The 24,203-nt window shown below is 60.8% G+C and carries 18 protein-coding genes and 2 pseudogenes; 14 read left to right on the top strand and 6 right to left on the bottom strand.

Annotated elements, in window-relative coordinates; genetic code table 11:
- Positions 1-83: 83 nt before the first annotated feature.
- The 6 genes from HK44_RS27320 (at position 84) to HK44_RS27295 (ending at position 6,667) form a co-directional block, all read left to right on the top strand.
- On the top strand, positions 84-1,325 hold the full coding sequence (locus tag HK44_RS27320; protein ID WP_019691206.1) for an SfnB family sulfur acquisition oxidoreductase: 1,242 nt from the start codon (positions 84-86) through the stop codon (positions 1,323-1,325).
- Between the two features lie 39 nt (positions 1,326-1,364).
- The gene (locus HK44_RS27315; protein WP_019691205.1) at positions 1,365-2,558 is read left to right on the top strand and encodes an SfnB family sulfur acquisition oxidoreductase; all 1,194 of its coding nucleotides are present in this window, start codon (positions 1,365-1,367) and stop codon (positions 2,556-2,558) included.
- Positions 2,558-3,919, top strand: a complete 1,362-nt coding sequence (locus HK44_RS27310; protein ID WP_019691204.1) for an LLM class flavin-dependent oxidoreductase — start codon at positions 2,558-2,560, stop codon at positions 3,917-3,919. The genes HK44_RS27315 and HK44_RS27310 overlap by 1 nt, the downstream gene beginning before the upstream one ends.
- A gap of 177 nt (positions 3,920-4,096) precedes the next feature.
- The gene (locus HK44_RS27305) at positions 4,097-4,906 is read left to right on the top strand and encodes a MetQ/NlpA family ABC transporter substrate-binding protein (protein ID WP_019691203.1); all 810 of its coding nucleotides are present in this window, start codon (positions 4,097-4,099) and stop codon (positions 4,904-4,906) included.
- A gap of 2 nt (positions 4,907-4,908) precedes the next feature.
- Positions 4,909-6,033, top strand: a complete 1,125-nt coding sequence (locus tag HK44_RS27300) for a methionine ABC transporter ATP-binding protein (RefSeq protein WP_019691202.1) — start codon at positions 4,909-4,911, stop codon at positions 6,031-6,033.
- Positions 6,023-6,667 carry a methionine ABC transporter permease gene (locus HK44_RS27295; protein ID WP_019691201.1) on the top strand — a complete coding sequence of 215 codons (645 nt, stop codon included), beginning with the start codon at positions 6,023-6,025 and terminating at the stop codon, positions 6,665-6,667. The genes HK44_RS27300 and HK44_RS27295 overlap by 11 nt, the downstream gene beginning before the upstream one ends.
- A gap of 321 nt (positions 6,668-6,988) precedes the next feature.
- Here HK44_RS27295 and HK44_RS27290 read toward each other — a convergent pair.
- A pseudogene (locus HK44_RS27290) lies at positions 6,989-8,014 on the bottom strand (IS110 family transposase).
- Positions 8,015-8,328: 314 nt separating this feature from the next.
- On the opposite strand from HK44_RS27290, the gene HK44_RS27285 reads away from it, so the two are divergent.
- The 6 genes from HK44_RS27285 to HK44_RS27260 all read left to right on the top strand — a co-directional run bounded on the left by HK44_RS27285 (position 8,329) and on the right by HK44_RS27260 (position 16,816).
- Complete coding sequence (locus tag HK44_RS27285; protein WP_019691200.1) at positions 8,329-9,840, top strand: YdgA family protein; 1,512 nt, start codon at positions 8,329-8,331, stop codon at positions 9,838-9,840.
- Positions 9,841-10,142: 302 nt separating this feature from the next.
- Positions 10,143-12,623, top strand: coding sequence for a poly-beta-1,6 N-acetyl-D-glucosamine export porin PgaA (pgaA, locus tag HK44_RS27280; RefSeq protein WP_019691199.1), 2,481 nt, complete (start codon positions 10,143-10,145; stop codon positions 12,621-12,623).
- A 12-nt stretch (positions 12,624-12,635) separates the two neighbouring features.
- A complete protein-coding gene (gene pgaB / locus HK44_RS27275) occupies positions 12,636-14,633 on the top strand; it encodes a poly-beta-1,6-N-acetyl-D-glucosamine N-deacetylase PgaB (protein ID WP_019691198.1) in 1,998 nt (665 codons plus the stop codon).
- Between the two features lies 1 nt (position 14,634).
- The gene (pgaC, locus tag HK44_RS27270) at positions 14,635-15,996 is read left to right on the top strand and encodes a poly-beta-1,6-N-acetyl-D-glucosamine synthase (protein WP_019691197.1); all 1,362 of its coding nucleotides are present in this window, start codon (positions 14,635-14,637) and stop codon (positions 15,994-15,996) included.
- Entirely contained in the window at positions 15,993-16,514 is a 522-nt protein-coding gene (pgaD, locus tag HK44_RS27265; protein WP_019691196.1) for a poly-beta-1,6-N-acetyl-D-glucosamine biosynthesis protein PgaD, read from the top strand. Before pgaC ends, pgaD begins: the two co-directional genes overlap by 4 nt.
- 122 nt (positions 16,515-16,636) lie before the next feature.
- Entirely contained in the window at positions 16,637-16,816 is a 180-nt protein-coding gene (locus HK44_RS27260; protein ID WP_019691195.1) for a hypothetical protein, read from the top strand.
- Here the strand turns inward: HK44_RS27260 and HK44_RS27255 are convergent, their stop codons facing one another.
- Complete coding sequence (locus HK44_RS27255; RefSeq protein WP_024265207.1) at positions 16,817-17,416, bottom strand: hypothetical protein; 600 nt, start codon at positions 17,414-17,416, stop codon at positions 16,817-16,819.
- Between the two features lie 193 nt (positions 17,417-17,609).
- Between HK44_RS27255 and HK44_RS27250 the strand changes: the two genes are divergently transcribed.
- Both HK44_RS27250 and HK44_RS27245 read left to right on the top strand, forming a co-directional pair.
- Positions 17,610-17,909 (top strand): type II toxin-antitoxin system prevent-host-death family antitoxin, encoded by a 300-nt coding sequence (locus HK44_RS27250; protein ID WP_019691193.1) that lies wholly within the window; start codon positions 17,610-17,612, stop codon positions 17,907-17,909.
- Positions 17,906-18,214: a type II toxin-antitoxin system RelE/ParE family toxin gene (locus tag HK44_RS27245; RefSeq protein ID WP_019691192.1), complete on the top strand. Its 309-nt coding sequence runs from the start codon at positions 17,906-17,908 to the stop codon at positions 18,212-18,214. Before HK44_RS27250 ends, HK44_RS27245 begins: the two co-directional genes overlap by 4 nt.
- Before the next feature lie 124 nt (positions 18,215-18,338).
- On the opposite strand, the gene lipA is transcribed toward HK44_RS27245, so the two are convergent.
- The 4 genes and pseudogenes from lipA to gcvH form a co-directional block, all read right to left on the bottom strand.
- Entirely contained in the window at positions 18,339-19,334 is a 996-nt protein-coding gene (gene lipA / locus HK44_RS27240; protein ID WP_019691191.1) for a lipoyl synthase, read from the bottom strand.
- A gap of 98 nt (positions 19,335-19,432) precedes the next feature.
- On the bottom strand, positions 19,433-20,689 hold the full coding sequence (glyA, locus tag HK44_RS27235) for a serine hydroxymethyltransferase (RefSeq protein ID WP_019691190.1): 1,257 nt from the start codon (positions 20,687-20,689) through the stop codon (positions 19,433-19,435).
- A gap of 58 nt (positions 20,690-20,747) precedes the next feature.
- Positions 20,748-23,596, bottom strand: a pseudogene (gene gcvP, locus HK44_RS27230) (aminomethyl-transferring glycine dehydrogenase).
- A gap of 9 nt (positions 23,597-23,605) precedes the next feature.
- Positions 23,606-23,989 (bottom strand): glycine cleavage system protein GcvH, encoded by a 384-nt coding sequence (gene gcvH, locus HK44_RS27225; RefSeq protein ID WP_019691189.1) that lies wholly within the window; start codon positions 23,987-23,989, stop codon positions 23,606-23,608.
- Positions 23,990-24,203: the final 214 nt, after the last annotated feature.

Raw genomic sequence — 24,203 nt, 5'->3', positions numbered from 1 at the left:
AGAGGTGAGGTAGGTATGGTCAGGAACATAATCACCCCGGTGAAAATCGCCAGGGCATTGCGTGCAGCCAAGGAGCGGCGCTGATGTCTAATTTGGCAGATGCAAACGTTCAGAGTGATCTGGACATTCCCCCGCTGTTGTTGCCCGCGCACGTTTTGCGCAACGACGCACAAGCCCTCGAAGCAGCCCGTGAACTCGCTCAGGTCGCCCGCTTGCAAGCCGCGCGACGCGATCAACAGCGCAAGTTGCCTTGGGCACAAATCGAACAATTCACCCGCAGTGGCCTGGGCAGTATTGCCATTGGCAAGGCGTTCGGCGGCCCCGATGTTTCATTCGTCACCATCGCCGAAGTCTTCGCGATCATTTCCGCGGCCGACCCGGCACTCGGGCAAATCCCGCAGAACCACTTCGGGATTCTCAACCTGCTCCAGCACACCGCCAACGAACGACAGAAAAAGCAGCTGTTCCAGAGCGTGCTCGACGGTTGGCGGATCGGCAACGCCGGCCCGGAACGCGGCACCAAAAACACCCTGGAACTCAAGGCCCGCATCACCGCCGACGGTGATGGCTACGTCATCAATGGTCAAAAGTTTTACTCCACAGGTGCACTGTTCGCGCACTGGGTCGCGGTCAAGGCACTGAACGACGACGGCAAGCAAGTCATCGCCTTCGTCCGTCGCGGTACTCCGGGGCTGCGCATCATCGACGACTGGTCAGGCTTCGGCCAGCGCACCACAGCCAGCGGCACCGTGCTGCTGAACAATGTGCGGGTCGATGCGGATCTGGTGGTGGAAAACTGGCGGATCAACGACAACCCGAACATCCAGGGCGCCGTATCACAGCTGATTCAAGCCGCCATCGACGCCGGTATTGCCCGCGGTGCCATCGATGACGCCATCAGCTTCGTTCGCGAACGCGCACGGCCGTGGATCGACGCCAACGTCGAACGCGCCAGCGATGACCTCTACGTGATTGCCGACATCGGCAAACTGAAAATCGAACTGCACGCCGCCGAAGCGCTGCTGCGCAAAGCCGGGAAAGTGCTCGATCAAGTCAGCGCCGCGCCGGTCACCGCCGAATCCGCCGCACGCGCTTCAATCGCGGTCGCCGAAGCCAAGGTGCTGACCACCGAGATCTCGCTGCTGGCCAGCGAAAAGCTCTTCGAGCTGGCCGGCAGCCGCGCCACCCTCGCCGAGTTCAACCTCGACCGCCACTGGCGCAACGCGCGCGTGCACACCCTGCACGATCCGGTGCGCTGGAAGTACCACGCCGTGGGCACTTATCACCTGAACGGCACAAAGCCTGCCCGACATTCCTGGATCTGAACGACCAGAACACTTTTGACCAGATCTCTGGAGAAACACATGACTCTTTCTCACCCCGTCGCGGTCATCACCAGCGATGAGCAAGCCCTTGTCGTCGCCAGCGATCTGGCCGAAGGCTTCAAACGCGACAGCGCCCTGCGCGACCGTGAACGACGCCTGCCCTACCCCGAACTGGAAGTCTTTTCGCGCTCTGGCCTGTGGGGCATCAGCGTGCCGAGGGAATACGGCGGCGCCGGCGTTTCCAACGTCACCCTGGCCAAGGTCATCGCGCTGATCGCCCAGGCCGACGGTTCACTGGGGCAGATCCCGCAGAACCATTTTTATGCCCTCGAAGTGCTGCGCGTGAACGGTACGCCCGAGCAGCAAAAGCGCCTCTACGCCGAAGTCCTCGCCGGTCAGCGCTTTGGCAATGCACTGGCCGAACTCGGGACCAAAACCGCTCATCACCGGGTCACCAGCCTGACTCCCGATGGCAACGGCTTTCGCATCAACGGCCGCAAGTTCTACGCCACCGGGGCCATCTACGCACAACGGATTCCGACCACGGCGATCGATGAAAACGGCGTCCAGCAACTGGCCTTCGTCCCGCATGACAGCCGGGGCCTGACGGTCATCGATGACTGGAGCGGTTTCGGCCAGCGCACCACCGGCAGCGGTTCGGTGGTGTTCGAAGACGTCTACGTCTCGGCAGACGACGTGATCCCGTTTCAAAGTGCCTTCGAACGCCCGACCCCGGTCGGCCCGCTGGCGCAGATTCTCCATGCGGCCATCGACACCGGCATTGCCCGCGCCGCTTATGAAGACGCACTGCATTTCGTACGGAGCAAAACCCGTCCATGGATCGACTCCGGCAATGACAACGCCACCGAAGACCCGCTGACGATCAAAAGCTTCGGCCACCTGAGCATTCGCCTGCATGCGACGGAAGCACTGCTGGAACGCGCAGGCGAATTCCTCGACCGCGCCCAGGCCGACACCAACGCCGAAACGATCGCGGCGGCCTCGATTGCCGTAGCCGAGGCGCGCGCCATCAGCACGGAAATTTCCCTGGCGGCCGGCAGCACGCTGTTCGAACTGTCCGGCAGCCAGGCTACCCTCGCCGAGCACGGGCTGGATCGTCACTGGCGCAACGCCCGCGTGCACACCCTGCACGACCCGGTGCGCTGGAAGTACCACGCGATTGGTAACTACTACCTCAACGATGAAAACCCGCCACTGCGGGGGACTATCTGATGCCCTCGCCTCTGACAAAGAAGATCCTGCTCAATGCCTTCAACATGAACTGCATCGGGCACATCAACCACGGCCTGTGGACCCACCCTCGGGACAACTCGACCCAGTACAAGACCGTCGAGTACTGGACCGAACTCGCGCAATTGCTGGAGCGCGGGCTGTTCGATGGGCTGTTCATCGCCGACATCGTCGGGGTGTACGACGTGTACCAGCACTCGGCCGATGTGCCGCTCAAGGAGTCGATCCAGTTGCCGGTCAACGACCCTCTGCTGCTGGTGTCGGCCATGGCCGCGGTGACCAGAAACCTCGGCTTCGGCCTGACCGCCAACCTGACGTATGAGCCGCCTTACCTGTTCGCCCGGCGCATGTCGACCCTCGATCACCTGAGCCGTGGCCGGGTCGGCTGGAACATCGTCACCGGCTACCTCGACAGCGCCGCCAAGGCCATGGGCCATCGCTCCCAGGTCGAACATGACCGGCGTTACGACCAGGCCGATGAGTACCTTGAGGTGCTGTACAAACTCTGGGAAGGCAGTTGGGAAAACGCTGCGGTGATCAACGACCGCGAGCAGCGGGTCTACGCCCAACCGGGCAAAGTGCACAAGGTCGAACACCACGGCGAGTTCTATCAGGTCGAGGGTTATCACCTCTGCGAACCCTCGCCGCAGCGCACGCCAGTGCTGTTTCAGGCCGGCAGTTCGGATCGCGGCCTGGTGTTCGCCGGGCAACACGCCGAGTGCGTGTTCATCAGCGGCCAGAACAAGGCCTCGACCAAGGTGCAGGTGGACAAGGTCCGCGCCAGCGCCGCCGCTGCCGGGCGTAACCCCGAGGACATCAAGGTCTTCATGGGGCTGAACGTGATCGTCGGTGCAACCGAGGCGTTGGCCTGGACCAAGCACGCCGAGTACCTGAGCTACGCCAGCGCCGAGGCCGGGGTCGCGCATTTCTCGGCGTCCACCGGGATCGACTTCTCCGAATACGAACTCGATGAACCCATCCAGTACGTGAAAAGCAACGCCATCCAGTCCGCCACCAAGAACCTGCAAAACAACGACTGGACCCGGCGCAAGTTGCTGGAGCAACACGCCTTGGGCGGCCGCTACATCACCGTGGTCGGCTCGCCTGAGCAGGTCGCCGATGAGCTGGAATCCTGGATCACGGAAACCGGCCTGGATGGCTTCAACCTGACCCGCATCGTCACCCCGGAAAGCTATGTCGATTTCATCGACCTGGTGATTCCCGAGTTGCAGCGACGCGGGTCGTACAAGACCGCTTATGACGAAGGCACCTTGCGCGAAAAGCTGTTTCACGCAGAGGCGTATTTGCCCGAGCAACATACAGGATCCACCTACCGACACTAACCGTAGTGGCGAGGGAGCTTGCTCCCGCTCGACTGCGCAGCAGTCGCACAACCTGCTGCCGAGTTTTAACAGGCACGCCTCATAGAATGGTTTTGGGACCGCTGCGCGGCCCAGCGGGAGCAAGCTCCCTCGCCACAAATATGAGTCACACATTCAATAACTGACTGGAAACCCATCATGAAAAACAACCTGCTCACCCTCCCAGTCAAAGCACTGGCCCTGGCCCTCGGCCTCTTCAGTTCGGTAGCGTTCGCCGCCGACGCACCGCTGAAAATCGGCACCACCGCCGCCTTCGCCATCCCGCTGGAAGCGGCAGTCGAAGAGGCCGGCAAACAAGGCCTGAAGGTCGAGCTGGTGGAGTTCAGCGACTGGATTGCACCGAACGTCAGCCTGGCCTCGGGCGACATCGATGTGAACTACTTCCAGCACATTCCGTTTCTGGAAAACGCCAAGGCCGCCGCCGGTTTTGATCTGGTGCCGTTTGCGCCGGGCATCATCAACAACGTCGGCCTGTACTCGAAGAAATACAAAAGCTTCGACGAGCTTCCCGAGGGTGCCAGCGTGACCATCGCCAACGACCCGATCAACAGCGGTCGCGGTTTGCAACTGCTGGCCAAGGCCGGGTTGATCAGCCTCAAACCGGGTGTGGGTTACAAGGCCACCGAAGACGATATCGTCGCCAGTCCGAAAAAACTGAAAATCCTTCAGGTCGAAGCCGTGCAACTGGTGCGTGCGTATGACGACGCCGATCTGGTGCAGGGCTACCCGGCCTACATTCGTCTGGCCAAGACCTTTGATGCCACGTCAGCGCTGCTGTTCGACGGTCTCGACCACAAGGAATACGTGATCCAGTTCGTGATCCAGCCGAAAAGCAAAACCGACCCGCGCCTGATCCGGTTCGTCGACATCTACCAGCATTCGCCGGTGGTTCGCGCCGCGCTGGATAAAGCCCACGGCAAGCTCTACCAAGCTGGCTGGGAAGGCTGACCATGAATGCCGCCAACGCCCAGCTTCGACTGCAAACCTCACCGTCCAGCAGTGCAGAACAGACCGAGCTGCACCCTGAACTCAATCGCGCCCATGTGCGCTTTATCGGCCTGGGTAAAAACTACAACGGCGAGCAAGGCCCGGTCGCTGCGCTGCACGGCATCGACCTGGCGATCCAGCGCGGTGAAGTGTTCGGCATCATCGGCCGCAGCGGTGCCGGCAAGTCCTCGTTGATCCGCACCATCAACCGCCTCGAACAACCGAGCACGGGGCGGGTGCTGATCGATCAGGTGGACATCGGCGAGTTCGATGAGGACCGTCTGGTCGCGCTGCGGCGGCGGATCGGCATGATCTTTCAGCACTTCAACCTGATGTCGGCGAAAACCGTGTGGCAGAACGTCGAGCTGCCGCTCAAGGTCGCGGGAGTGCCAAAAGCCGAGCGTGAACAGAAGGTCCGTGAGCTGCTGCAACTGGTCGGTCTGCAAGGCAAACACACGGCCTATCCGGCGCAGCTTTCGGGTGGGCAAAAACAGCGCGTCGGCATTGCCCGGGCGCTAGTGCATGACCCAGCGATTCTGCTTTGCGACGAGGCCACCTCGGCCCTCGACCCGGAGACCACGCAGTCGATCCTCAGCCTGTTGCGCGAGATCAATCAGCGCCTCGGGCTGACGATCATTCTGATCACTCACGAAATGGCGGTAATCCGCGATATCTGTGATCGGGTGGTGGTGCTCGAGCACGGGCGGATTGTCGAGCAAGGGCCGGTTTGGGAAGTGTTTGGCAACCCGCAGCACGAGGTCAGTAAAACCCTGCTGGCGCCTCTGCAACACGGCTTGCCGGACCAACTGCAAAGCCGGTTGCAGGCGCAAGCGCAATCGTCGGAAGCCGCGGTAGTGCTGCGCTTGCAGTTCACCGGCAACAGCAATGATGAGCCCGACCTGGCGGCGCTGTTCAGTGCCCTCGGCGGGCGCGTGCGCTTGCTGCAAGGCGGCGTTGAACGGATTCAGGGGCATGCTCTAGGGCAATTGTTATTGGCGGTGACCGGTTCGTCCCTCGGTGCCGAAGCATTGCGTCAACGCGCCAGTCACTGGGCGCAACAGGTGGAGGTGCTGGGTTATGTGGTTTGATCGATTGTTGCAGGGCGTTATCGACACCTTTCTGATGGTCGGCGTGTCGTCGTTGATCGCGCTGTTGGCGGGTATTCCGCTGGCGGTGATTCTGGTCACCAGTTCCAAGGGTGGCATCTATCAAGCACCCGCGCTGAACCGCGCGCTGGGGGCCTTCGTCAACCTGTTCCGCTCGATTCCGTTTCTGATTCTGATGGTCGCGCTGATCCCCTTCACCCGCTTGATCGTCGGCACCACCTACGGCGTCTGGGCCGCCGTGGTGCCGCTGACCATCGCCGCCACGCCATTCTTTGCGCGCATCGCCGAGGTCAGCTTGCGCGAGGTCGACCACGGGTTGATCGAGGCCGCCCAGGCCATGGGCTGCCGACGCTGGCATATCGTCTGGCACGTGTTGTTGCCTGAGGCGCTGCCGGGAATCGTCGGTGGTTTCACCATCACGTTGGTGACCATGATCAATTCCTCGGCGATGGCCGGAGCCATTGGTGCCGGCGGCTTGGGGGATATTGCGTATCGCTACGGGTATCAGCGGTTCGATAGCCAGATCATGCTGACGGTGATTGTGTTGCTGGTGATGCTGGTGGCGGTGATTCAGTTGGGTGGGGATCGGTTGGCGAGTGTTTTGAATAAGCGCTGAGTTTGCCTGAAGTGATGCGGCGCCAATAAAACTGCTATCGTCGGAACGCCGCCCGGAGCAGGCTCGCTCCCACATCTATGGTTACCCCCTTTTCTGCAATACTGTTTTTGATGCGTGTTTGGCTTGCTTTCATCTATCCGGCGTCTGTGTGGGGTGGCAACCCCGCGCCTCGATGAGAATCGATGCCTAACGATCCTAATTATTCGAACGGCCTTTCAGCCGTGTGGGAGCTCAGGGTTGTCGTCAGGCCGGTTAGCCGTTCACGTCATCTGTTATCCAGCATCGCAAAACCAGGTGGGTGGTGCTCGGGTGACAGCAGGGTCAGGCGTTCATCGCGGTTGGCCCTGCATCAAATTCAGTGTGGTGGGCCAGCAATCGCCCAGGCGATCCTTGCCAGCTTGTTGGCCAGCGCGCAGACCACATGGTTGGAGTGATGGTGGGCCAATAGCTGCCGGACCCAGTCCGCCAGCCAGCCTTTCTGTCGGTCCAGTTGCATCAGGTAAACACGGGCACATTGGACAAGCAGGCGCCGCTGGTTGCGATCACCTCGCTTGCTGATGCCCAGCAGGACGGTCTTGCCGCCCGTAGAATGCTGTTTGGGTATCAGCCCGATTGAGGCCGAATAGCCTCGGCCGCATTTGAACTGCTTGCCATCGCCCAATTCGGCAGCCAGGACGCTGGAGGTGATCGGGCCTACGCAGGGCATGGTCATCAAACGAGCCGCCAGATCATCTTCGGCGGCCTGGCATTCCACTTCCTTGTCCAGCGTCTTGATCTGCCCATCCAGATAGGTGAAGTGCTCCTGCAACCTCGTCAGAAGTTTTTTGATGGGCACAGGAATTGAACTCGCTTCAAGCCGAGCGGGCAGTTCTTTGATGGGCTTGAAGCCTGTGGCCAGACTGACGCCGACCTCCAAAAGCGCTGCGTGAATCCGATTGACGGTCGCGGTGCGCTCTTTGATGAACGAATCGCGTGTCGAGTTGAGCATGGCCAGCAGCTGCTGAGCCTGGGTTTTGGGGTGTACAAAGCGCATTGTTGGACGAGTCGCCGCCTCGCAGATCGCTCGGCATCAGCGAAGTCGTTTTTGTTGCTTTTCACGTAAGGGCGTACGAGATGCGGGGCAATGAGCTTGGGCGTATGTCCCAGCTTCGCGACCTCCTGCGCCATGAAGTGGGCTCCGCCGCAGGCTTCCATCACAACGGTGCAGGGTTCGAGATTCATCAGGTGCTGCATGAGCGCCGCACGAGTAAACTTTTTGCGGTAAAGCTCATGACCACGATCATCTTGCGCGTGTAGATGGAAAGAGTGTTTTCCCAGATCGATGGCGGCAATAGCTACTTTGTTCATGGCAACGGTCTCCGATGAGCCCCCTGCGAAAGCTTAGTGGGCGATCACAGGGGGCGGCGGGGGTAGCCATTTCATTATTGGATCTGTGATCAACACGAATCCCCTGTGGGAGCGAGCCTGCTCGCGATGGCGATCGAGTGATCAACGAAAATCCCGCTCCCGCACGCCATAGACACTCTTTCACCTTTAATCATTGGGCCGCTCCACGGCGCAAATGCTAATCTCATCGCACTTTTAGCGGAGTCGAGCCGCAACCCGTCGAGGGTTCAGGGAAGACGACCACACTTTCACAACGGACATTGATCGGGTCATTCATGAATAAATCAGCAGGCGTGCTACTGGGAATCGTCGTTGCCATCGGTGCAATCAGTGCCGGCGGCGCCTGGTACACCGGTACGAAACTGGAAGGTGTGCTGCAAACCTCGATTGCCGACGCCAACAAAGAGCTGCAAACGGCGATGGTCGGCTCCAAAGGCACCGCGACCCTGGAGCTGGTGTCGCTGGATCGCCAGTTGTTCAGCAGTACCGCGCACTACCGCCTCAAGGGCCAGGGCGAAATGTTCGGCGAGAACCCTGAAGGCGTAGAGCTGCTGTTCGTTGACCACATCGAACACGGCCCGCTGCCATTCTCGCGCCTGGTGTCGCTGAAATGGCTGCCGGTCATGGCCACCAGTCACTACTCGCTGGAAAAGACCCCGACCACCGAGAAGTGGTTCGCCGCCACCAAGGACGCGTCTCCACTCAAGGGTGTGGTCAACATCGGCTATGACCATGCCACCAGCGGCAACCTTGAACTGCTGCCCGTCGACACGGCATTGGACGACAAGTCCACGCTGAAGTTTTCCGGTCTGAATCTCGACGTGTCGGCCAGCGCCCAGGCACAGAAGGTCAAGGCTGACGGTTACATGGACAGCCTCACGCTGACCAGCGTTGCCGAAGATCAGTCCCCGGTGAAAGTCGAATTGAATGGCCTGACCCTGGCCAGCAACCTCAGCAAAAGCAGCTATGGCTACTACCTGGGGGAAAACGTTGTCGAGCTGACCAGCACCAAGACCACCTTTGGCGACAAACAGTCGGTGATGACCTTCAAGAACACTGAAATGAAGAGCTCCACCACCGAGTCCGGGACCAACGCAGCCGGTCGTGCCGATTACAAGATTGGCGAAATCGCCCTCAATGACAAGGCCCTCGGCTCGGCGCAAATGGCCTGGAGCATGAAAAACCTCGATATCCCGTCGACGCTGTCGCTGGTGCAGATCTATCAGAACAAACTGCAGCCGTACGAAGCGGCCGCCGCCGCTGCTGCCGCTGCGGGTGAACCGGCGCCCGAGCTGAACCTGACCGACGCCGAACAGGCACAGGTCAAGGCGGGTCTGGAGACGTTGCTGGCCGCCCAGCCACAAGTCGCACTGGAGAACTTCTCGTTCACCACCCCGAACGGTGTCAGCCGCACCAGCCTGGTCATAGACCTGACCAAGCCGACATCGCTGGACCTGCCACCCGACCAGTTGGGCAAGCAAATGATTGCCCTGCTGGACTTCAATCTGAAGCTATCCAAGCCGATGATCACTGACCTGGTGACGGTACAGGCGCAGATGCAAGGCCAGACCGATGCCAAAGCGGTTGCCGAACAAGCCGCCGCGACCAGCGACATGTTCAGCAGCATGGCCGTCGGCACGCAATTGGCGACGCTGGACGGCAACGACATCGTCTCCAAGCTGCACTACGCCAATAATCAGGTGGACTTCAACGGCCAGAAGATGACCGTCGAACAGTTCGTCGGGTTCGTGATGAGCAAGCTCAACACTGCTGGCGCACCCCAGTAAACGACCCACCGCTGGACTTAAGCGAACGCTCTAGACCGCAGGTTACAAGCTAGCGCCCGGCCCTCCGAACTTGCGGATTGGCTGGGCGTTTTGCTGTCTGGTGCCCGCAAATCAAGGCTGTAGGGCGCACGGGGGTTAAGCCGTTGTACTGAGTCTGAATAAATGTTGTGTTCCTGATAGTGGTCTACCCTTGCGTGAAATACTGCGTTTGCAAAACCTTGTCGGGTGATTGCCCGACTTCCCGTTTCGAACCAGGCAAGGGGGGTATGAGACTCCGGCTCGCCATGTAAGGATGCTGACGAATGCCAGGTATTGCTCGTCCTTTTATTGTTCTTGGCTTGCGCCCTCTGATTCGCGTGGCCTTGTGCAGCCAACTGCTTTGGCCGAGTCTGGCGTTCGCGGATACCGCCTACGACCAAATGATTCGCGATGCGCGTACTGGTAACTACGCACCGGTGTTGACGCTGTTACGCAACGTGCCTGCTAACCAGGTGACCTCCGGCCAGGTCAGCGACCATTTGCAGATCGCCAGTTGGGCCGGTCTCGACGCCGAAGTGGTTCAGGTCTATGAAACCCAGGGGCGCAACCGGGTGCTGCCGATTCAGGCGCTGACCGCCACCGCTCGTGCCTACCGCAATCTCAAACGCTGGGACTCTGCCACCGAGCTCTACCGCAAGGCACTGGCGCTCGAACCTGCGAATGCTGACCTGCAACTCGGCCTGGCCATGACCCAGGCTGATTCTGGAAACCCCGTCGAGGCCGTCAACCGTGCCAAGGCTCTCGTCGCGGCCAAACCTGACGATCCGGCCCGGCGCCTGGCGCTGGGCTACGCCTTGACCCGTTCCGGTGCGACCTATGACGCGTTGTTCGAATACGACCAGGCGTTCATCCGCGCCGGGAGCAAACCTGAAGTCGCCCGCGAATACGTTTTCGCCCTGCAACGCGCACGGCTGCCAGAGCCGGCTTTGCGTCTGGCCCGTCAACGTCCGGGGGTGATCGATTCGGTGACGCAGCGCCGCCTCGAAGGTGATGTGGCGGCAGAGCGCGTGCGGCTGGCGGAATTTGCCACGCGCAGTGAAAAAGAACGTTACGACATCGCCGATCGTGCCTTGAGCGACTACGACCAGTTGCTGGCGACCTGGACCCCGGATGCACAGGCTCACGACGACGTGGTTCGTTGGCGCATCGACCGCATGGGCGCACTCAAGGCCCGCGCGCGCACGGCTGAGGTCATCGGCGAATACCAGAAACTGCTCGCTGAAAACGTGAAAATTCCAACCTACGCCATGCGTTGGGTGGCGGCTTCCTATCTGGATCAACGTCAACCGGACGTCGCGACAGACTTGTATCGCCGAGTGCTGGTCGCACCGGACGCCGACCCGGCTGACCGGGTAGAAGACACCACGGCGCTGTTCTACGCCTTGATGGAAAGCGACAAACCGCAGGAAGCACGCACCGTCGCCGAAAACCTGGCCAAGACTCAGAGCTCGCGGGTGGAGCTCAAAGGCTTGCCGATCGGCAATCCCAACGATTCATGGATGGACGCGCAACAACTGGCCGCCCAGGCGGGCATCTATAGCGGTAACTTGCCCGCTAGCCAGCAAGGCCTGGATGCCTTGGTCGAACAAGCACCGGGCAACGTCGGTTTGCGTCTGGCGCAGGCGAATGTCTACCTGGCGCGTGCCTGGCCACGCCGTGCAGAAAATCTGCTCAAGGAAACCGAGAGCATGACGCCGCGAGATATCGGTCTGGAAGTCGCGCAAGGGCATACCGCGCAGGATTTGCAGGAGTGGCGCCAGCTCGATGCGTTGACCGATGACGTCGCTGCGCGATTCCCGGACAACCGTGCGGTGCAGCGTTTGGAGCGTCAGCGTGAGGTGCACGACATGGCCGAACTGCGCGTATCGACCTATGGCGGCAAGAGTTATGGCGGTGGCAGCAACGGTGCCGATGCAGTCGCTGGCAGCAAGGACTTTGGCATTGAGACCACGCTCTACAGTCCACCGATCGATAAGGACTGGCGTGTGTTTGCAAGTGCCGGTTATGCCACTGGTGACTTCCAGGAAGGCACCGGTCGTGACCGTGTCGAACGGCTTGGTGTCGAGCGCCGAACCCGCGATATGACACTGGAAGCGCAAGTCTCCAATCACGACTTCGGCTATGGCAACAAACAGGGCGCGCGCCTGTCGATTGCCCGCGACATCAATGATGCCTGGCAGTATGGCGGCAGCCTCGACTACCTCTCGGCCAATACGCCGCTGCGGGCACTGAACAGTGACGTCACCGCCAACGGCGGCAGCGGTTTCCTGCGCTGGCGCGCCAACGAAAGCCGCGAGTGGAAACTGGCGGTCAGCCCGTCGCACTTCAGCGATGGCAACAATCGTCTCGAAGCATTGCTGACCGGACGCGAAGGCGTGTACAGCGCGCCGGGGGTGCAGGTCGACCTCGGTCTGGAGGTCGGCACCAGCCACAACAGCAAGAATGAGGACGTTCCCTACTTCAACCCCAAGTCGGACTTCAGCGTCCTGCCGACGGTCAGCGTCAATCACGTGCTCTATCACCGCTACGAAACTTCGTGGAGTCAGCAGTTCCAGGTCGGTGCCGGTACATACAGCCAGCGTGATTACTCCACTGGCGGTGTAGGCCTGCTCAGCTACGGCCAGCGCTTGAGCTGGAATGATGTGTTCGAGGTCGGTGCCGCGCTGAGCGCGATCAACCGGCCCTTCGACGGCAATCGAGAAACCGATCTGCGCCTGCTCGTCGACCTTACCTACCGTTTCTAGAAGAGTTTGAAGATGCCTCTGATGACCCGTTGCATCCTTCTGCTGGGCGTTTTGCTGATCAGCGCCTGCGCCCGGCAAGCCCCGACCTTTGCGCCACCGGCACAGCGACCGCTGCCGGCCAATGAAGCGCCATGGCCGAAAAACCATGTGTTGGGAATTGCCTATCACGATGTCGAAGACCGCGACCCTGATCAGGCGGTCGTTGCGGTGCGCACCGAGCGGATGATCGAGCAGCTCGCGTGGCTGCGTGAGAACGGCTACAAACCCGTCACCGTCGATCAGATCATCGCCGCGCGCAAGGGGGGGGCCGAACTGCCAGCCAAAGCCATTCTGTTGAGTTTCGACGATGGTTATTCGAGCTTCTACACCCGTGTGCTACCGGTGCTGCGGGCTTATAACTGGCATGCCTTGCTGGCGCCCGTCGGTACCTGGATCGATACACCACCGGATAAGCTCGTGGACTTCGCAGGTGATATGCGACCGCGTTCGGAGTTTTTGACCTGGACGCAGATCACTGAAATTTCCAGGTCCGGGCTGGTGGAAATCGCCGCTCACACCGACGCCAGCCACAAAGGCATCCTGGCCAATCCGCAAGGCAACCTGCAGCCGGCGGCGGCGACTCGTCGTTATGACGCTGCGACCGGTCGCTATGAGTCGGAAGCCGATTTCCAGGCTCGTCTGCGCAAGGACGTGGTCACCATTACCGAAAAAATCCGCAAGGCTACCGGTTATAACCCGCGTGTATGGGTCTGGCCGTACGGCACGGCCGATGGCACCGCATTGCAGGTGGTCGATTCCCAGGGTTACCAGATGGCCCTGACCCTGGATGACGGGCTCGATGCACTCGACAACCTGATGAGCAGTCCGCGTTTCCTGGTGGCCTCGGACCCGGATGGCGAACACTTTGCCAACAGCATCGTCGCGGTGCAGTCCAGCTCACCGATGCGCGTGGTGCATGTCGACCTGGACAACGTTTATGACCCGGACCCGGCCCAGCAGGAAGTCAATCTGGGCAAGCTGATCCAGCGCATGGCCGACATGGGCGCCAACACCGTGTTCCTGCAAGCCTTCGCCGATCCACAGGGCGACGGTCTGGTGCACTCGTTGTACTTCCCGAACCGCCACCTTCCGGTTCGCGCGGACATCTTCGACCGGGTGGCCTGGCAGTTGCGTACTCGCGCCCACGTCAAGGTTTTTGCCTGGATGCCGGTGCTCAGCTTTGCCCTCGATCCAAAACTGCCCCGGATCACCCGTTGGGACCCGGCCACAGGCCAGACCTCGGTTGACCCGGGACAGTATCGACGGCTGTCGCCGTTCGACCCGACCGTGCGGCGCATCATCGGTGAAATCTACGAGGACGTGGCGCGTCTGACCTCGGTCGACGGCATCCTCTACCACGACGATGCAGTGCTGTCGGACTTCGAGGACGCCAGTCCCGAGGCCTTGCGCACCTATGCGGCCAACGGCTTGCCGGGGTCGATGGCGGCCCTGCGCGATGATCCGGCGATGATGCAGCGCTGGACTCGGTTCAAGAGTCGCTACCTGATCGACTTCACCAAAGAGCTCACCGCCAAGGTTCGCGCCATTCGTGGGCCACAGGTGCTGACGGCGCGCAACATCTTCGCCGAACCGATGCTCAATCCGCCCAGTGAGGCTTGGTTCGCGCAGAACCTCGACGACTTCCTCGGCACCTACGACTGGACCGCACCGATGGCTATGCCGTTGATGGAAGGTAAACCCCTCAAGCAATCGGGTGAATGGCTCGAAGAGTTGGTGGCCACGGTCAAGGTTCGGCCGGGAGCACTGGAGCGCACGGTGTTCGAATTGCAGGCCCGGGACTGGACGAAGAAAAGCGGCGCCGACATCGATGGAGGGCAACTGACTGACTGGATGGGTCGCCTCAAACGCCAGGGAGCGATCAGTTTCGGTTACTACCCGGACAACTTCCTTGAGAACCAGCCGGACCTGAAAACCGTGCGTCCCGCGCTCTCCGACAAGTGGAATCCATAACATGCTGGATAGACTTCTAGCTCTGCTGGTCCTGGCGATCGTCCTGGGGATTCCCCTGGGGCTGATCTTTCTGGTCACCGGGCAATTCTTGATGGACTTCGTGTTTTTCTATCCGCTGTTCATGTCCGGACTGTGGATCGCCGGTGGCCTGTATTTCTGGCTGCACTGGGAGCGCCACTGGCCGTGGAAGGACGATACGCTGCCACCGCCGCTGGCGGGTGAGCCGCTGATTTCGATCCTCATCCCTTGCTACAACGAGGGCGATAACGCGGCCGATACCATTCATGCCGCGCTGGGCCAGCATTACCCGAACATCGAAGTGATCGCGATCAACGACGGCTCCAAGGACAACACGGCCGCCGTCCTCGATGCCCTCGCTGCCGAAGACCCTCGCTTGCGGGTGTTGCACCTGGCGGAAAACCAGGGCAAAGCGGTGGCCTTGCGCATGGGCGCCATTGCCGCGCGCAGTGAGTACCTGGTGTGTATTGACGGCGATGCCTTGCTCGCGCCGAACACGGCGGCCTATCTGGTGGCTCCCATGCTGGACAACGCCCGGCTTGGTGCGGTGACCGGCAACCCACGGATTCGAACCCGTTCAACGCTGGTCGGGCGTGTTCAGGTCGGTGAGTTCTCTTCGATCATCGGTTTGATCAAGCGCACCCAACGGGTCTTCGGGCGGATTTTTACCGTGTCCGGGGTGATTGTGGCGTTCCGTCGTTCGGCGTTGCATCGGGTCGGCTATTGGAGCCCGGACATGATCACCGAAGACATCGACATCAGCTGGAAGCTGCAACTGGATCACTGGAGCATCTTCTACGAGCCGCGCGCGCTGTGCTGGATTCTGATGCCGGAAACCCTGTCCGGGCTGTGGAAGCAGCGTCTGCGCTGGGCCCAGGGCGGCGCCGAGGTGCTGTTCAAAAACATCCGCGGCATCTGGCAGTACCGCCATCGCTACCTCTGGCCGCTGCTGTTCGAGTACTGCCTGTCCACCGGCTGGGCCTTCACCTTTTTTCTGTCGGTGATTTTCTGGGGCGTGGGCAAGTTCGTCGACATACCGGCCGCCATTGCCGTGCACCAGTTGCTGCCGCCGGCCTTCACCGGGCTGTTGCTGGCGATGGTCTGCTTGCTGCAGTTTGCGGTCAGCATCCTGATCGACCGTCGCTACGAGCGCGGGCTGTGGAAAACCATGTTCTGGGTGGTCTGGTATCCGTTGGTGTTCTGGTTCATCAGCCTGCTCACCACCCTGGTCAGCTTCCCCAAAGTCCTGTTTGGCCAACATCAGAAGCGTGCGCGCTGGGTCAGTCCCGACCGTGGCATCAAGCCGCTGAATGAGGATGACGATGACGAGGAGTTCAGCAAATGAAAATCATCAGAACCCGTCAACGACCATTTCTGGTCGTCATCGATGCCTTTTTCACGGTATTGGCCTGGATCGGCTTGCTGTACCTGCTGGTAAGCGGCCTCTGGCCATTGATTGATACCCACGAAGGGTTGCGTATCGAATCGACGATGCTCGACGGCTTTGGCACGCTGCAAATCTACTTGTGGGTGGCGCTGTTCAACGCGGTGGTCCTGATCTCCTGGGCGCGTTACCAGCACCGCAAGAGCAAAAGCTTCGCCCAGCGTCGCCTACCGGCACCGGTGATCGATGACAAAGGCTTGAGCATAAGCTTCAACCTGACCGAAGAGCATCTGGCTCAGCTGCGCGATCTGGGAACCATGGTGATCCACAACAACGAAGACGGCGACGTCAGCCACGTTGTCCCACGCTTCTTGCGCATCGATCCCGAGCTCCAGAAGCAGTTGCACCCGCCGGCCTCACTGGTGCAGCAGAAGGCGTTGGTGTTGGCGGCAAATGACGATCAGATGCCTATGACGTGAGCTGCGGTAAGGTTTGACTGAAAGTTTTACAGGGCTATTGCGGTCCGGGTGTTCAGGGCATTGGCGTCGTTCGTTGAAAGCGAGCACTATCAAGCCAATTACTGGTGCGTTGGAGGCCAGCTGTGACACAAAGAATTGACCGCATTGCCCAACTGCTCAACTGCCCGATCAAGGGCGAAGACATGCGCCGGGCGATCACTGAAGCTCGCAAGGACTTTCTGCTCGACGACGATGAAGAGGATGACGACGAGGAGGAGCCTGCCGAGGTGGACGTCGCGGATAAGCCGTCATCCAGGGCATGACTACCACCAGCTGCGGTTGCTCTCCAGTTCGCCCCTGCATTGCCGGAGTTGCCAGCCATAATCTTTCGCCTGTTGCTCGACCTTGCGCGCCACCTGCATCAGCCAGGGCTTTTGCAGATAACTCTGGCGGCTGAACCCGCCACGTCCTTCATGGTAGGCAAGGTACTGGCTGTAGGCATCCCACTTGGAAACCCCCAACTGACGCTGAGTGCCGGCAACGTACCAGCCGACGAACATGATCGCGTCGTCAAAGTTGTCTCGCGAACCGCCGTTGCCGGTCGCGCTCTTGTACTCGCTCCACACCGGATCCTGCGCCTGGGCATAGCCATACGCCGAGCTGACCCGTCCCCAGGGGATGACCCACAAAAAGTAGTATCGAGGGGGCAGGGCATCGTGCACAAAGCTGCTTTCCTGCTTGATGATCGCCATCGCCACATGCGGCGGCAGGCCCCAGATTTTCTCCATTTTCAGCGAGTTTTCATACCAGGCCGGGTATTGGCGGTAGATGCTGCAAAGGTTGCTTTGTTCTCTGGGCGGTGTCGTCGCGCAACCGGCCAGCAGGCCCAAGGCGATGAGTACTATTAAAAAACGTCCGTGCAAAAAAACACTCACTTGGCGGTTGGCCAATCCTTATCGGTTAAATAGGGTGCCCGATACAGCGTCGCGTTTTTACTCCGGCGCAATGTGCAAATCGGTCCCTTGGTGTGGCTGGCAGTTGGTCTGAAGTGCGTTGACCCTTGTACTGTAAATCGAGCACTATCAGGTACCTTTTTAAGTACCTTGGAGCCTGCCCATGGAGCAACTACTCGCTAGCCGCTCAGTCAGCATCACGGAACTCAAGCGCAGCCCCAGCACCGTGATAGAGCAGGCGGGGTCTGAGCCCGTCGCAGTGCTCAATCATAACCGCCCAGCGGCCTATCTTTTACCCCAAGCGGCATATCAACAGCTTCTGGATCGGTTGCAGGCTGCAGAAATACGCGAAGCGATAGCCACCAGCCGCAACGACCCGCGCCCAGCGATAGACGCCGATACGGTATTTACGGAACTGGATACACTGATTGATCAAGTCGCTAACGAGCAAAATCGCTCGTGAGGCAACTGTTGTTCTCCGCGATGGCGCGAGAGGACCTGCAGAATATTGCCCTTTACATTGCCCGGGACAATCCTGCCAGGGCCCGAACGTTTGTCGCAGAGCTGCGCCAGCGTTGCTTGTTGTTGGTCGAGCAGCCGGATCTTGGTGTTGCCCGGGATGACTGCGCTAAAGGCTTGCGTATGCTCAGTCACGGTCGGTATCTGATCTTTTATGGTTTGACCGAGAAAGACATCCTGATCGAGCGAGTGCTACATGGCGCGCGTGATCCAGGGCGACTATTCGAGCCCGGAAGCCGAGATCAATAAATCCCCGCGCTTTGTAGCACTTACTCAGCCGACGAAAAAGCCTCAGGCCATACGGCCTGAGGCTTTTTCGTGTTGTTTCGGGTGTGCCAGACGGCACTGGAGCCCGTTCGTTTTTCAGCAGCGATTACACACTGGAGCCCGCAGCGTTTTTCGCGCCATGAACCTGCTCGTCAGCGTGGTACGAGGAACGTACCAGCGGGCCGGAGGCGACGTTCTTGAAGCCCATCTTGTAACCTTCCTCGGCGAACCAGGCGAAGGTGTCCGGGTGCACGAAACGCTGCACCGGCAAGTGGCTGCGGGACGGTTGCAGGTACTGGCCGAGGGTCAGCATGTCGATGTCGTGTTCGCGCATGCGCTTCATGACGTCGATGACTTCCTCGTCGGTTTCGCCCAGACCCAGCATCAGGCCGGACTTGGTCGGAATGTGCGGCATCAGCTGCTTGAATTTTTGCAGCAGGGTCAGCGACCACTGGTAATCCGACCCCGGACGCGCAGCCTTGTACAGGCGCGGCACGGTTTCCAGGTTGTGGTTGAACACATCCGGCGGCTCGGCCGCGGTGATGGCCAGCGCCACGTCCATCCGGCCACGGTAGTCCGGGACCAGGGTTTCCAGTTGCACGTTCGGCGACAGTTTGCGGATTTCGCGGATGCAGTCGGCGAAGTGCTGGGCACCACCGTCGCGCAGGTCATCGCGGTCTACCGAGGTGATCACCACGTACTTCAGTTTCAGGTCGGCGATGGCGATGGCCAGGCTTTCCGGTTCGTTGACGTCCAGCGGCTTCGGACGACCGTGGCCAACGTCGCAGAACGGGCAGCGACGGGTGCAGATGTCGCCCATGATCATGAAGGTCGCGGTGCCACCGGAGAAGCACTCTCCGAGGTTCGGGCAGGAAGCTTCTTCGCAGACGCTGTGCAACTTGTGTTTGCGCAGCAGGGCCTTGATGCGGTCGACTTCCGGTGACGCCGGGATACGCACGCGAATCCAGTCGGGTTTGCGTGGCAGCTCGTCGCTCGGAATGATCTTCACCGGAATTCGCGCAACCTTTTCGGCGCCGCGCAGCTTGATACCCACTTCCATTCTTACCGGGTTTTTGCCGGCCGATTGCACAACAGTGACCATGTGTTTTTCCTTGTAGCGGGTGGTTCGGCCCAAGCCAACCTGTGGTTTGTCGTCAGGCTGGCAGGAGGGACAAGGCGTTGCCCTGTCCCTTCTGTGGTTCAGTCGCGATAGACCGGGAAGTCAGCGCACATTGCAGCGGCCTTCCTGGCGACCTGTGCCTCGACATCGGCATCGCCGAGGTGATCGAGGATGTCGCAGATCCAGCCAGCCAACTCAACGCTCTGGGCGACCTTGAAACCACGGCTGGTAATCGCCGGGGTGCCGATGCGCAAACCCGAGGTCACGAACGGCGATTGCGGGTCGTTCGGCACGGCGTTCTTGTTCACGGTGATCCCGGCCCGGCCCAGGGCGGCGTCGGCGTCTTTGCCAGTCAGGCCCTGACGGATCAGGCTCACCAGGAACAGATGGTTGTCGGTGCCGCCGGAAATCACGTCGTAGCCACGCTCGATAAAAACTTCGGCCATGGCCTGGGCGTTGTCGATCACGTGCTGTTGATAGGTCTTGAAGCCCGGTTCCAGCGCTTCCTTGAAGCACACGGCCTTGGCGGCGATCACGTGCATCAGCGGGCCGCCCTGACCGCCGGGGAATACCGCAGCGTTGAGTTTCTTCTCCAGTTCCGGATTGGCCTTGGCCAGGATCAGGCCGCCGCGCGGGCCGCGCAAAGTCTTGTGCGTGGTGGTGGTGACCACGTCGGCGAACGGGATCGGGTTCGGGTACAGGCCAGCAGCGACTAGTCCGGCAACGTGGGCCATATCCACAAACAGATAAGCGCCGACCTTGTCGGCAATCTGCCGGAAGCGCGGGAAATCCAGGGTTTTGGAGTAGGCGGAGAAGCCGGCAATGATCATCTTCGGCTGGTGCTCGACGGCCAGACGCTCGACTTCGTCGTAATCGATCAGCCCGGTCGCCGTGTTGATGCCGTACTGCACCGCGTTATACAGCTTGCCGGAAAAACTGACTTTGGCGCCGTGGGTCAGGTGACCGCCGTGGGCCAGGCTCATGCCCAGCACGGTGTCGCCGGCTTGCAGCAGGGCCAGGTAGACCGCTGCGTTGGCCTGGCTGCCAGAGTGCGGCTGGACGTTGGCATAGTCGGCGCCGAACAGTTGTTTGGCGCGATCAATGGCCAACTGCTCGACCACGTCGACGTGCTCGCAGCCGCCGTAGTAGCGCTTGCCCGGATAGCCTTCGGCATACTTGTTGGTCAGGCCGCTGCCTTGCGCTTCCATCACTCGTTGGCTGGTGTAGTTCTCCGAGGCGATCAGCTCGATGTGGTGTTCTTGACGTGCGTCCTCGGCATTCATCGCCGCCAGCAGTTCATCGTCGTAGCCTTTGATCTGGTCGTGCTTGCTGAACATGGTGGAATCCTCTGTTGTTCTCTGAATGGACTGACATGCTTTTGTGGGACGATTGTTCTTAGGCGTAGTCGGTGATCGACGGGCAGGCGCAGATCAGGTTGCGGTCGCCGAACACGTTGTCGACCCGGCCGACCGGTGGCCAGTACTTGCCTTCGATCAACGACGCCACCGGATACACCGCTTGCTCACGGCTGTACGGGTGCGTCCACTCGCCAACGATTTCCGCGGCCGTGTGCGGAGCGTTTTTCAGCGGGTTGTCGTCCTTGTCCAGGGTGCCGTTTTCCACTGCGCGGATTTCTTCGCGGATGCGGATCATGGCGTCGCAGAAGCGGTCCAGTTCTTCCCTGGATTCGCTTTCGGTCGGCTCGATCATCAACGTGCCGGCCACCGGGAACGACATGGTTGGCGCATGGAAGCCGAAGTCGATCAGGCGCTTGGCGACGTCATCGACGCTGATGCCGCTGCTGTCTTTCAACGGACGCAGGTCGAGGATGCATTCGTGGGCGACCAGACCGTTGCTGCCGGTGTAGAGCACCGGGTAGTGCTCTTCGAGGCGACGGGAAATGTAGTTGGCGTTGAGGATCGCCAATTGCGAAGCGCGCTTGAGGCCGGCGCCGCCCATCATGCGGATGTACATCCAGGTGATCGGCAGGATGCTCGCGCTGCCGAACGGTGCCGCGCAGACCGCGCCTTTCTTGCGTGCCATGGCCGCGTGCCCCGGCAGGAACGGCGTCAGGTGCGATTTCACACCAATCGGGCCGACGCCCGGGCCGCCACCGCCGTGCGGGATGCAGAAGGTTTTGTGCAGGTTCAGGTGCGACACGTCGCCGCCGAACTTGCCCGGTGCGCAGAGGCCGACCATGGCGTTCATGTTGGCGCCGTCGATGTACACCTGGCCGCCATTGTCATGAATGATCCCGCAGATTTCACGGATGCCTTCTTCGAACACGCCGTGGGTCGACGGGTAGGTGATCATCAGCGCGGCGAGGTGCTCGCGGTGCTCGATGGCTTTGGCGCGCAGGTCTTCGATGTCGACGTTGCCGCGGGCATCACAGGCCGTCACCACGACGCGCATGCCAGCCATGTTGGCGGTGGCCGGGTTGGTGCCGTGGGCCGACGACGGGATCAGGCAGATGTCGCGGCGCTCTTCGCCACGGCTCTGGTGGTAGGCGCGAATGGCCAGGAGTCCTGCGTATTCACCTTGGGAACCGGCGTTCGGTTGCAGCGAAATCGCGTCGTAACCGGTCGCGGCGCAGAGCATCGCTTCCAGTTCGTCAGTCAGTTGCTGGTAGCCGGCGCTTTGCGCAGGCGGAGCGAACGGGTGCAGGGCGCCGAATTCGGCCCAGGTCACCGGGATCATTTCGCTGGCCGCGTTGAGTTTCATGGTGCACGACCCCAGCGGGATCATGGTGCGATCCAGCGCCAGGTCCTTGTCGGCGAGCTTGCGCAGGTAGCGCATCAGCTCGGTTTCCGAGTGGTAACGGTTGAACACCGGGTGGCTGAGGATCGGCGATTGACGCACCAGTTCCGCCGGGATGCGGCTTTGCACCGAGGCGGCCAGCGCGGCGAAGTCCGGCAGGGCTTTGCCGTCAGCCAGCACGCTCCACAGGCTTTCGATGTCGGCCTGACCGGTGGTTTCATCGAGGGACAGACCCAGGCGCTCGCCATCGACGACCCGCAGGTTGATGCGCTGGGCGCGGGCCTTGTCGTGCAGGGCGGCGGTGTGGGCGCCGGTGGCCAGGGTCAGGGTGTCGAAGAAGTGTTCTTGCTCGACTTCAAGCCCAGTGCGCTCAAGCCTTTGGCGAGGATCGCGGTCAGGTGATGGATGCGGTTGGCGATCTGCGTCAGGCCTTTAGGACCGTGATACACGGCGTACATGCTGGCGATGTTGGCCAGCAGCACCTGGGCGGTGCAGATGTTGCTGGTGGCTTTCTCGCGGCGGATATGTTGCTCGCGGGTCTGCATGGCCAGGCGCAGGGCCGGCTTGCCGAAACGGTCTACGGAGACGCCGACCAGACGGCCCGGCATGTCGCGCTTGAACGCATCCTTGGTGGAGAAGTAGGCCGCGTGCGGGCCACCGAAGCCCAGCGGTACGCCGAAGCGTTGGGCGCTACCGATGGCCACGTCGGCGCCGAACTCGCCCGGCGGGGTCAGCACGGTCAGGGCCAGCAGGTCGGCGGCGACCGCGACCAGCGCATTAGCGGCGTGGAAGCGTTCGGTCAGTTCGCGGTAGTCGAACAGGTCGCCGTTGCTCGCCGGGTATTGCAGCAGAGCGCCGAAGAACGCGCTGACATCCGTCAGTTCGCGTTCGTCGCCGACCACCACGTCAATGCCCAACGGCTCGGCACGGGTGCGCAGCACGTCGAGGGTTTGCGGGTGGCTGTGGATCGAGGCGAAGAAGGCGTGGCTGCCCTTGTTCTTGCTCAGGCGTTTGCAGAAGGTCATGGCTTCGGCAGCGGCGGTGGCTTCGTCGAGCAAGGAGGCGTTGGCGATCGGCAGGCCGGTCAGGTCGCTGATCAGGGTCTGGAAGTTCAGCAGCGCTTCCAGGCGACCTTGGGAAATTTCCGGCTGGTAGGGGGTGTAGGCGGTGTACCAGGCCGGGTTTTCCAGCAGGTTGCGCAGGATCGGCGACGGCGTGTGGCAGTTGTAGTAGCCCTGGCCGATGTAGGTCTTGAACAGTTGGTTCTTGGCGGCGATGGCTTTGATCGAGGCCAGGGCCTCGGCTTCGCTCAAGCCGTCTTCCAGTCCGAGGACGCTGGTGCCTTTGATGCTGTCGGGGATGACGCTGGCGCTCAGGGCTTCCAGCGAGTCAAAGCCCACGTCTTGCAGCATGGCATCGACGTCGGTAACGCCCGGGCCAATATGGCGGGCGATGAATTCGTTACGGGTGTCGAGGAGGAGGGTCATGCGGATTCCTCAAGCGTCAGCGTGGTCTTTGATCAGACGGTCGTAAGCGTCCTGATCCAGCAGTTTGGCGATAGCCGAGGCGTCGGTTGGCTTGAAGCGGAAGAACCAGCCTTCGCCCAGCGGATCTTCGTTGACCAGCTCAGGGCTGCTGTCCAGCGCCGGGTTCACTTCCATCACGTCACCCGCCAATGGCATGTACACGCCGCTGGCGGCTTTTACCGACTCGACGGTGGCGGTTTCAGCGCCTTGTTCGTAGGCCTGCAGCTCAGGCAGTTGTACGAAAACCACATCGCCCAGGGCGTTCTGTGCGAAGGCGGTGATGCCGACCGTAACGCTGCCGTCAGCTTCGGTGCGCAGCCATTCGTGATCTTCAGTAAAACGCAATTCGCTCATGTGAACTCCTCAGGGGGCAGACTCCCCCGCTTCTTGTGGCGGGAGAAGATTTACAGGCTCGTGCCGGGCAGCGAGCGTGGCTGGAGAGTTCATAGCAAGTGCAGTGCCATTGTTATTTATTCTTTATAAATCAATTGGTTGATGTGTTTATTGGGGGTTGGACAGGGCGTATCTGTAGTGAATTCAATACAGAGGGCCCGGGTAAGCAGGGCGA

Source organism: Pseudomonas fluorescens HK44, from assembly GCF_000217955.3.
In the GTDB taxonomy this organism is placed as follows: domain Bacteria; phylum Pseudomonadota; class Gammaproteobacteria; order Pseudomonadales; family Pseudomonadaceae; genus Aquipseudomonas; species Aquipseudomonas fluorescens_AQ.
The sequence above is the reverse complement of the archived record's forward strand: the minus strand, read 5'-3'. Positions and strand labels throughout refer to the sequence as shown.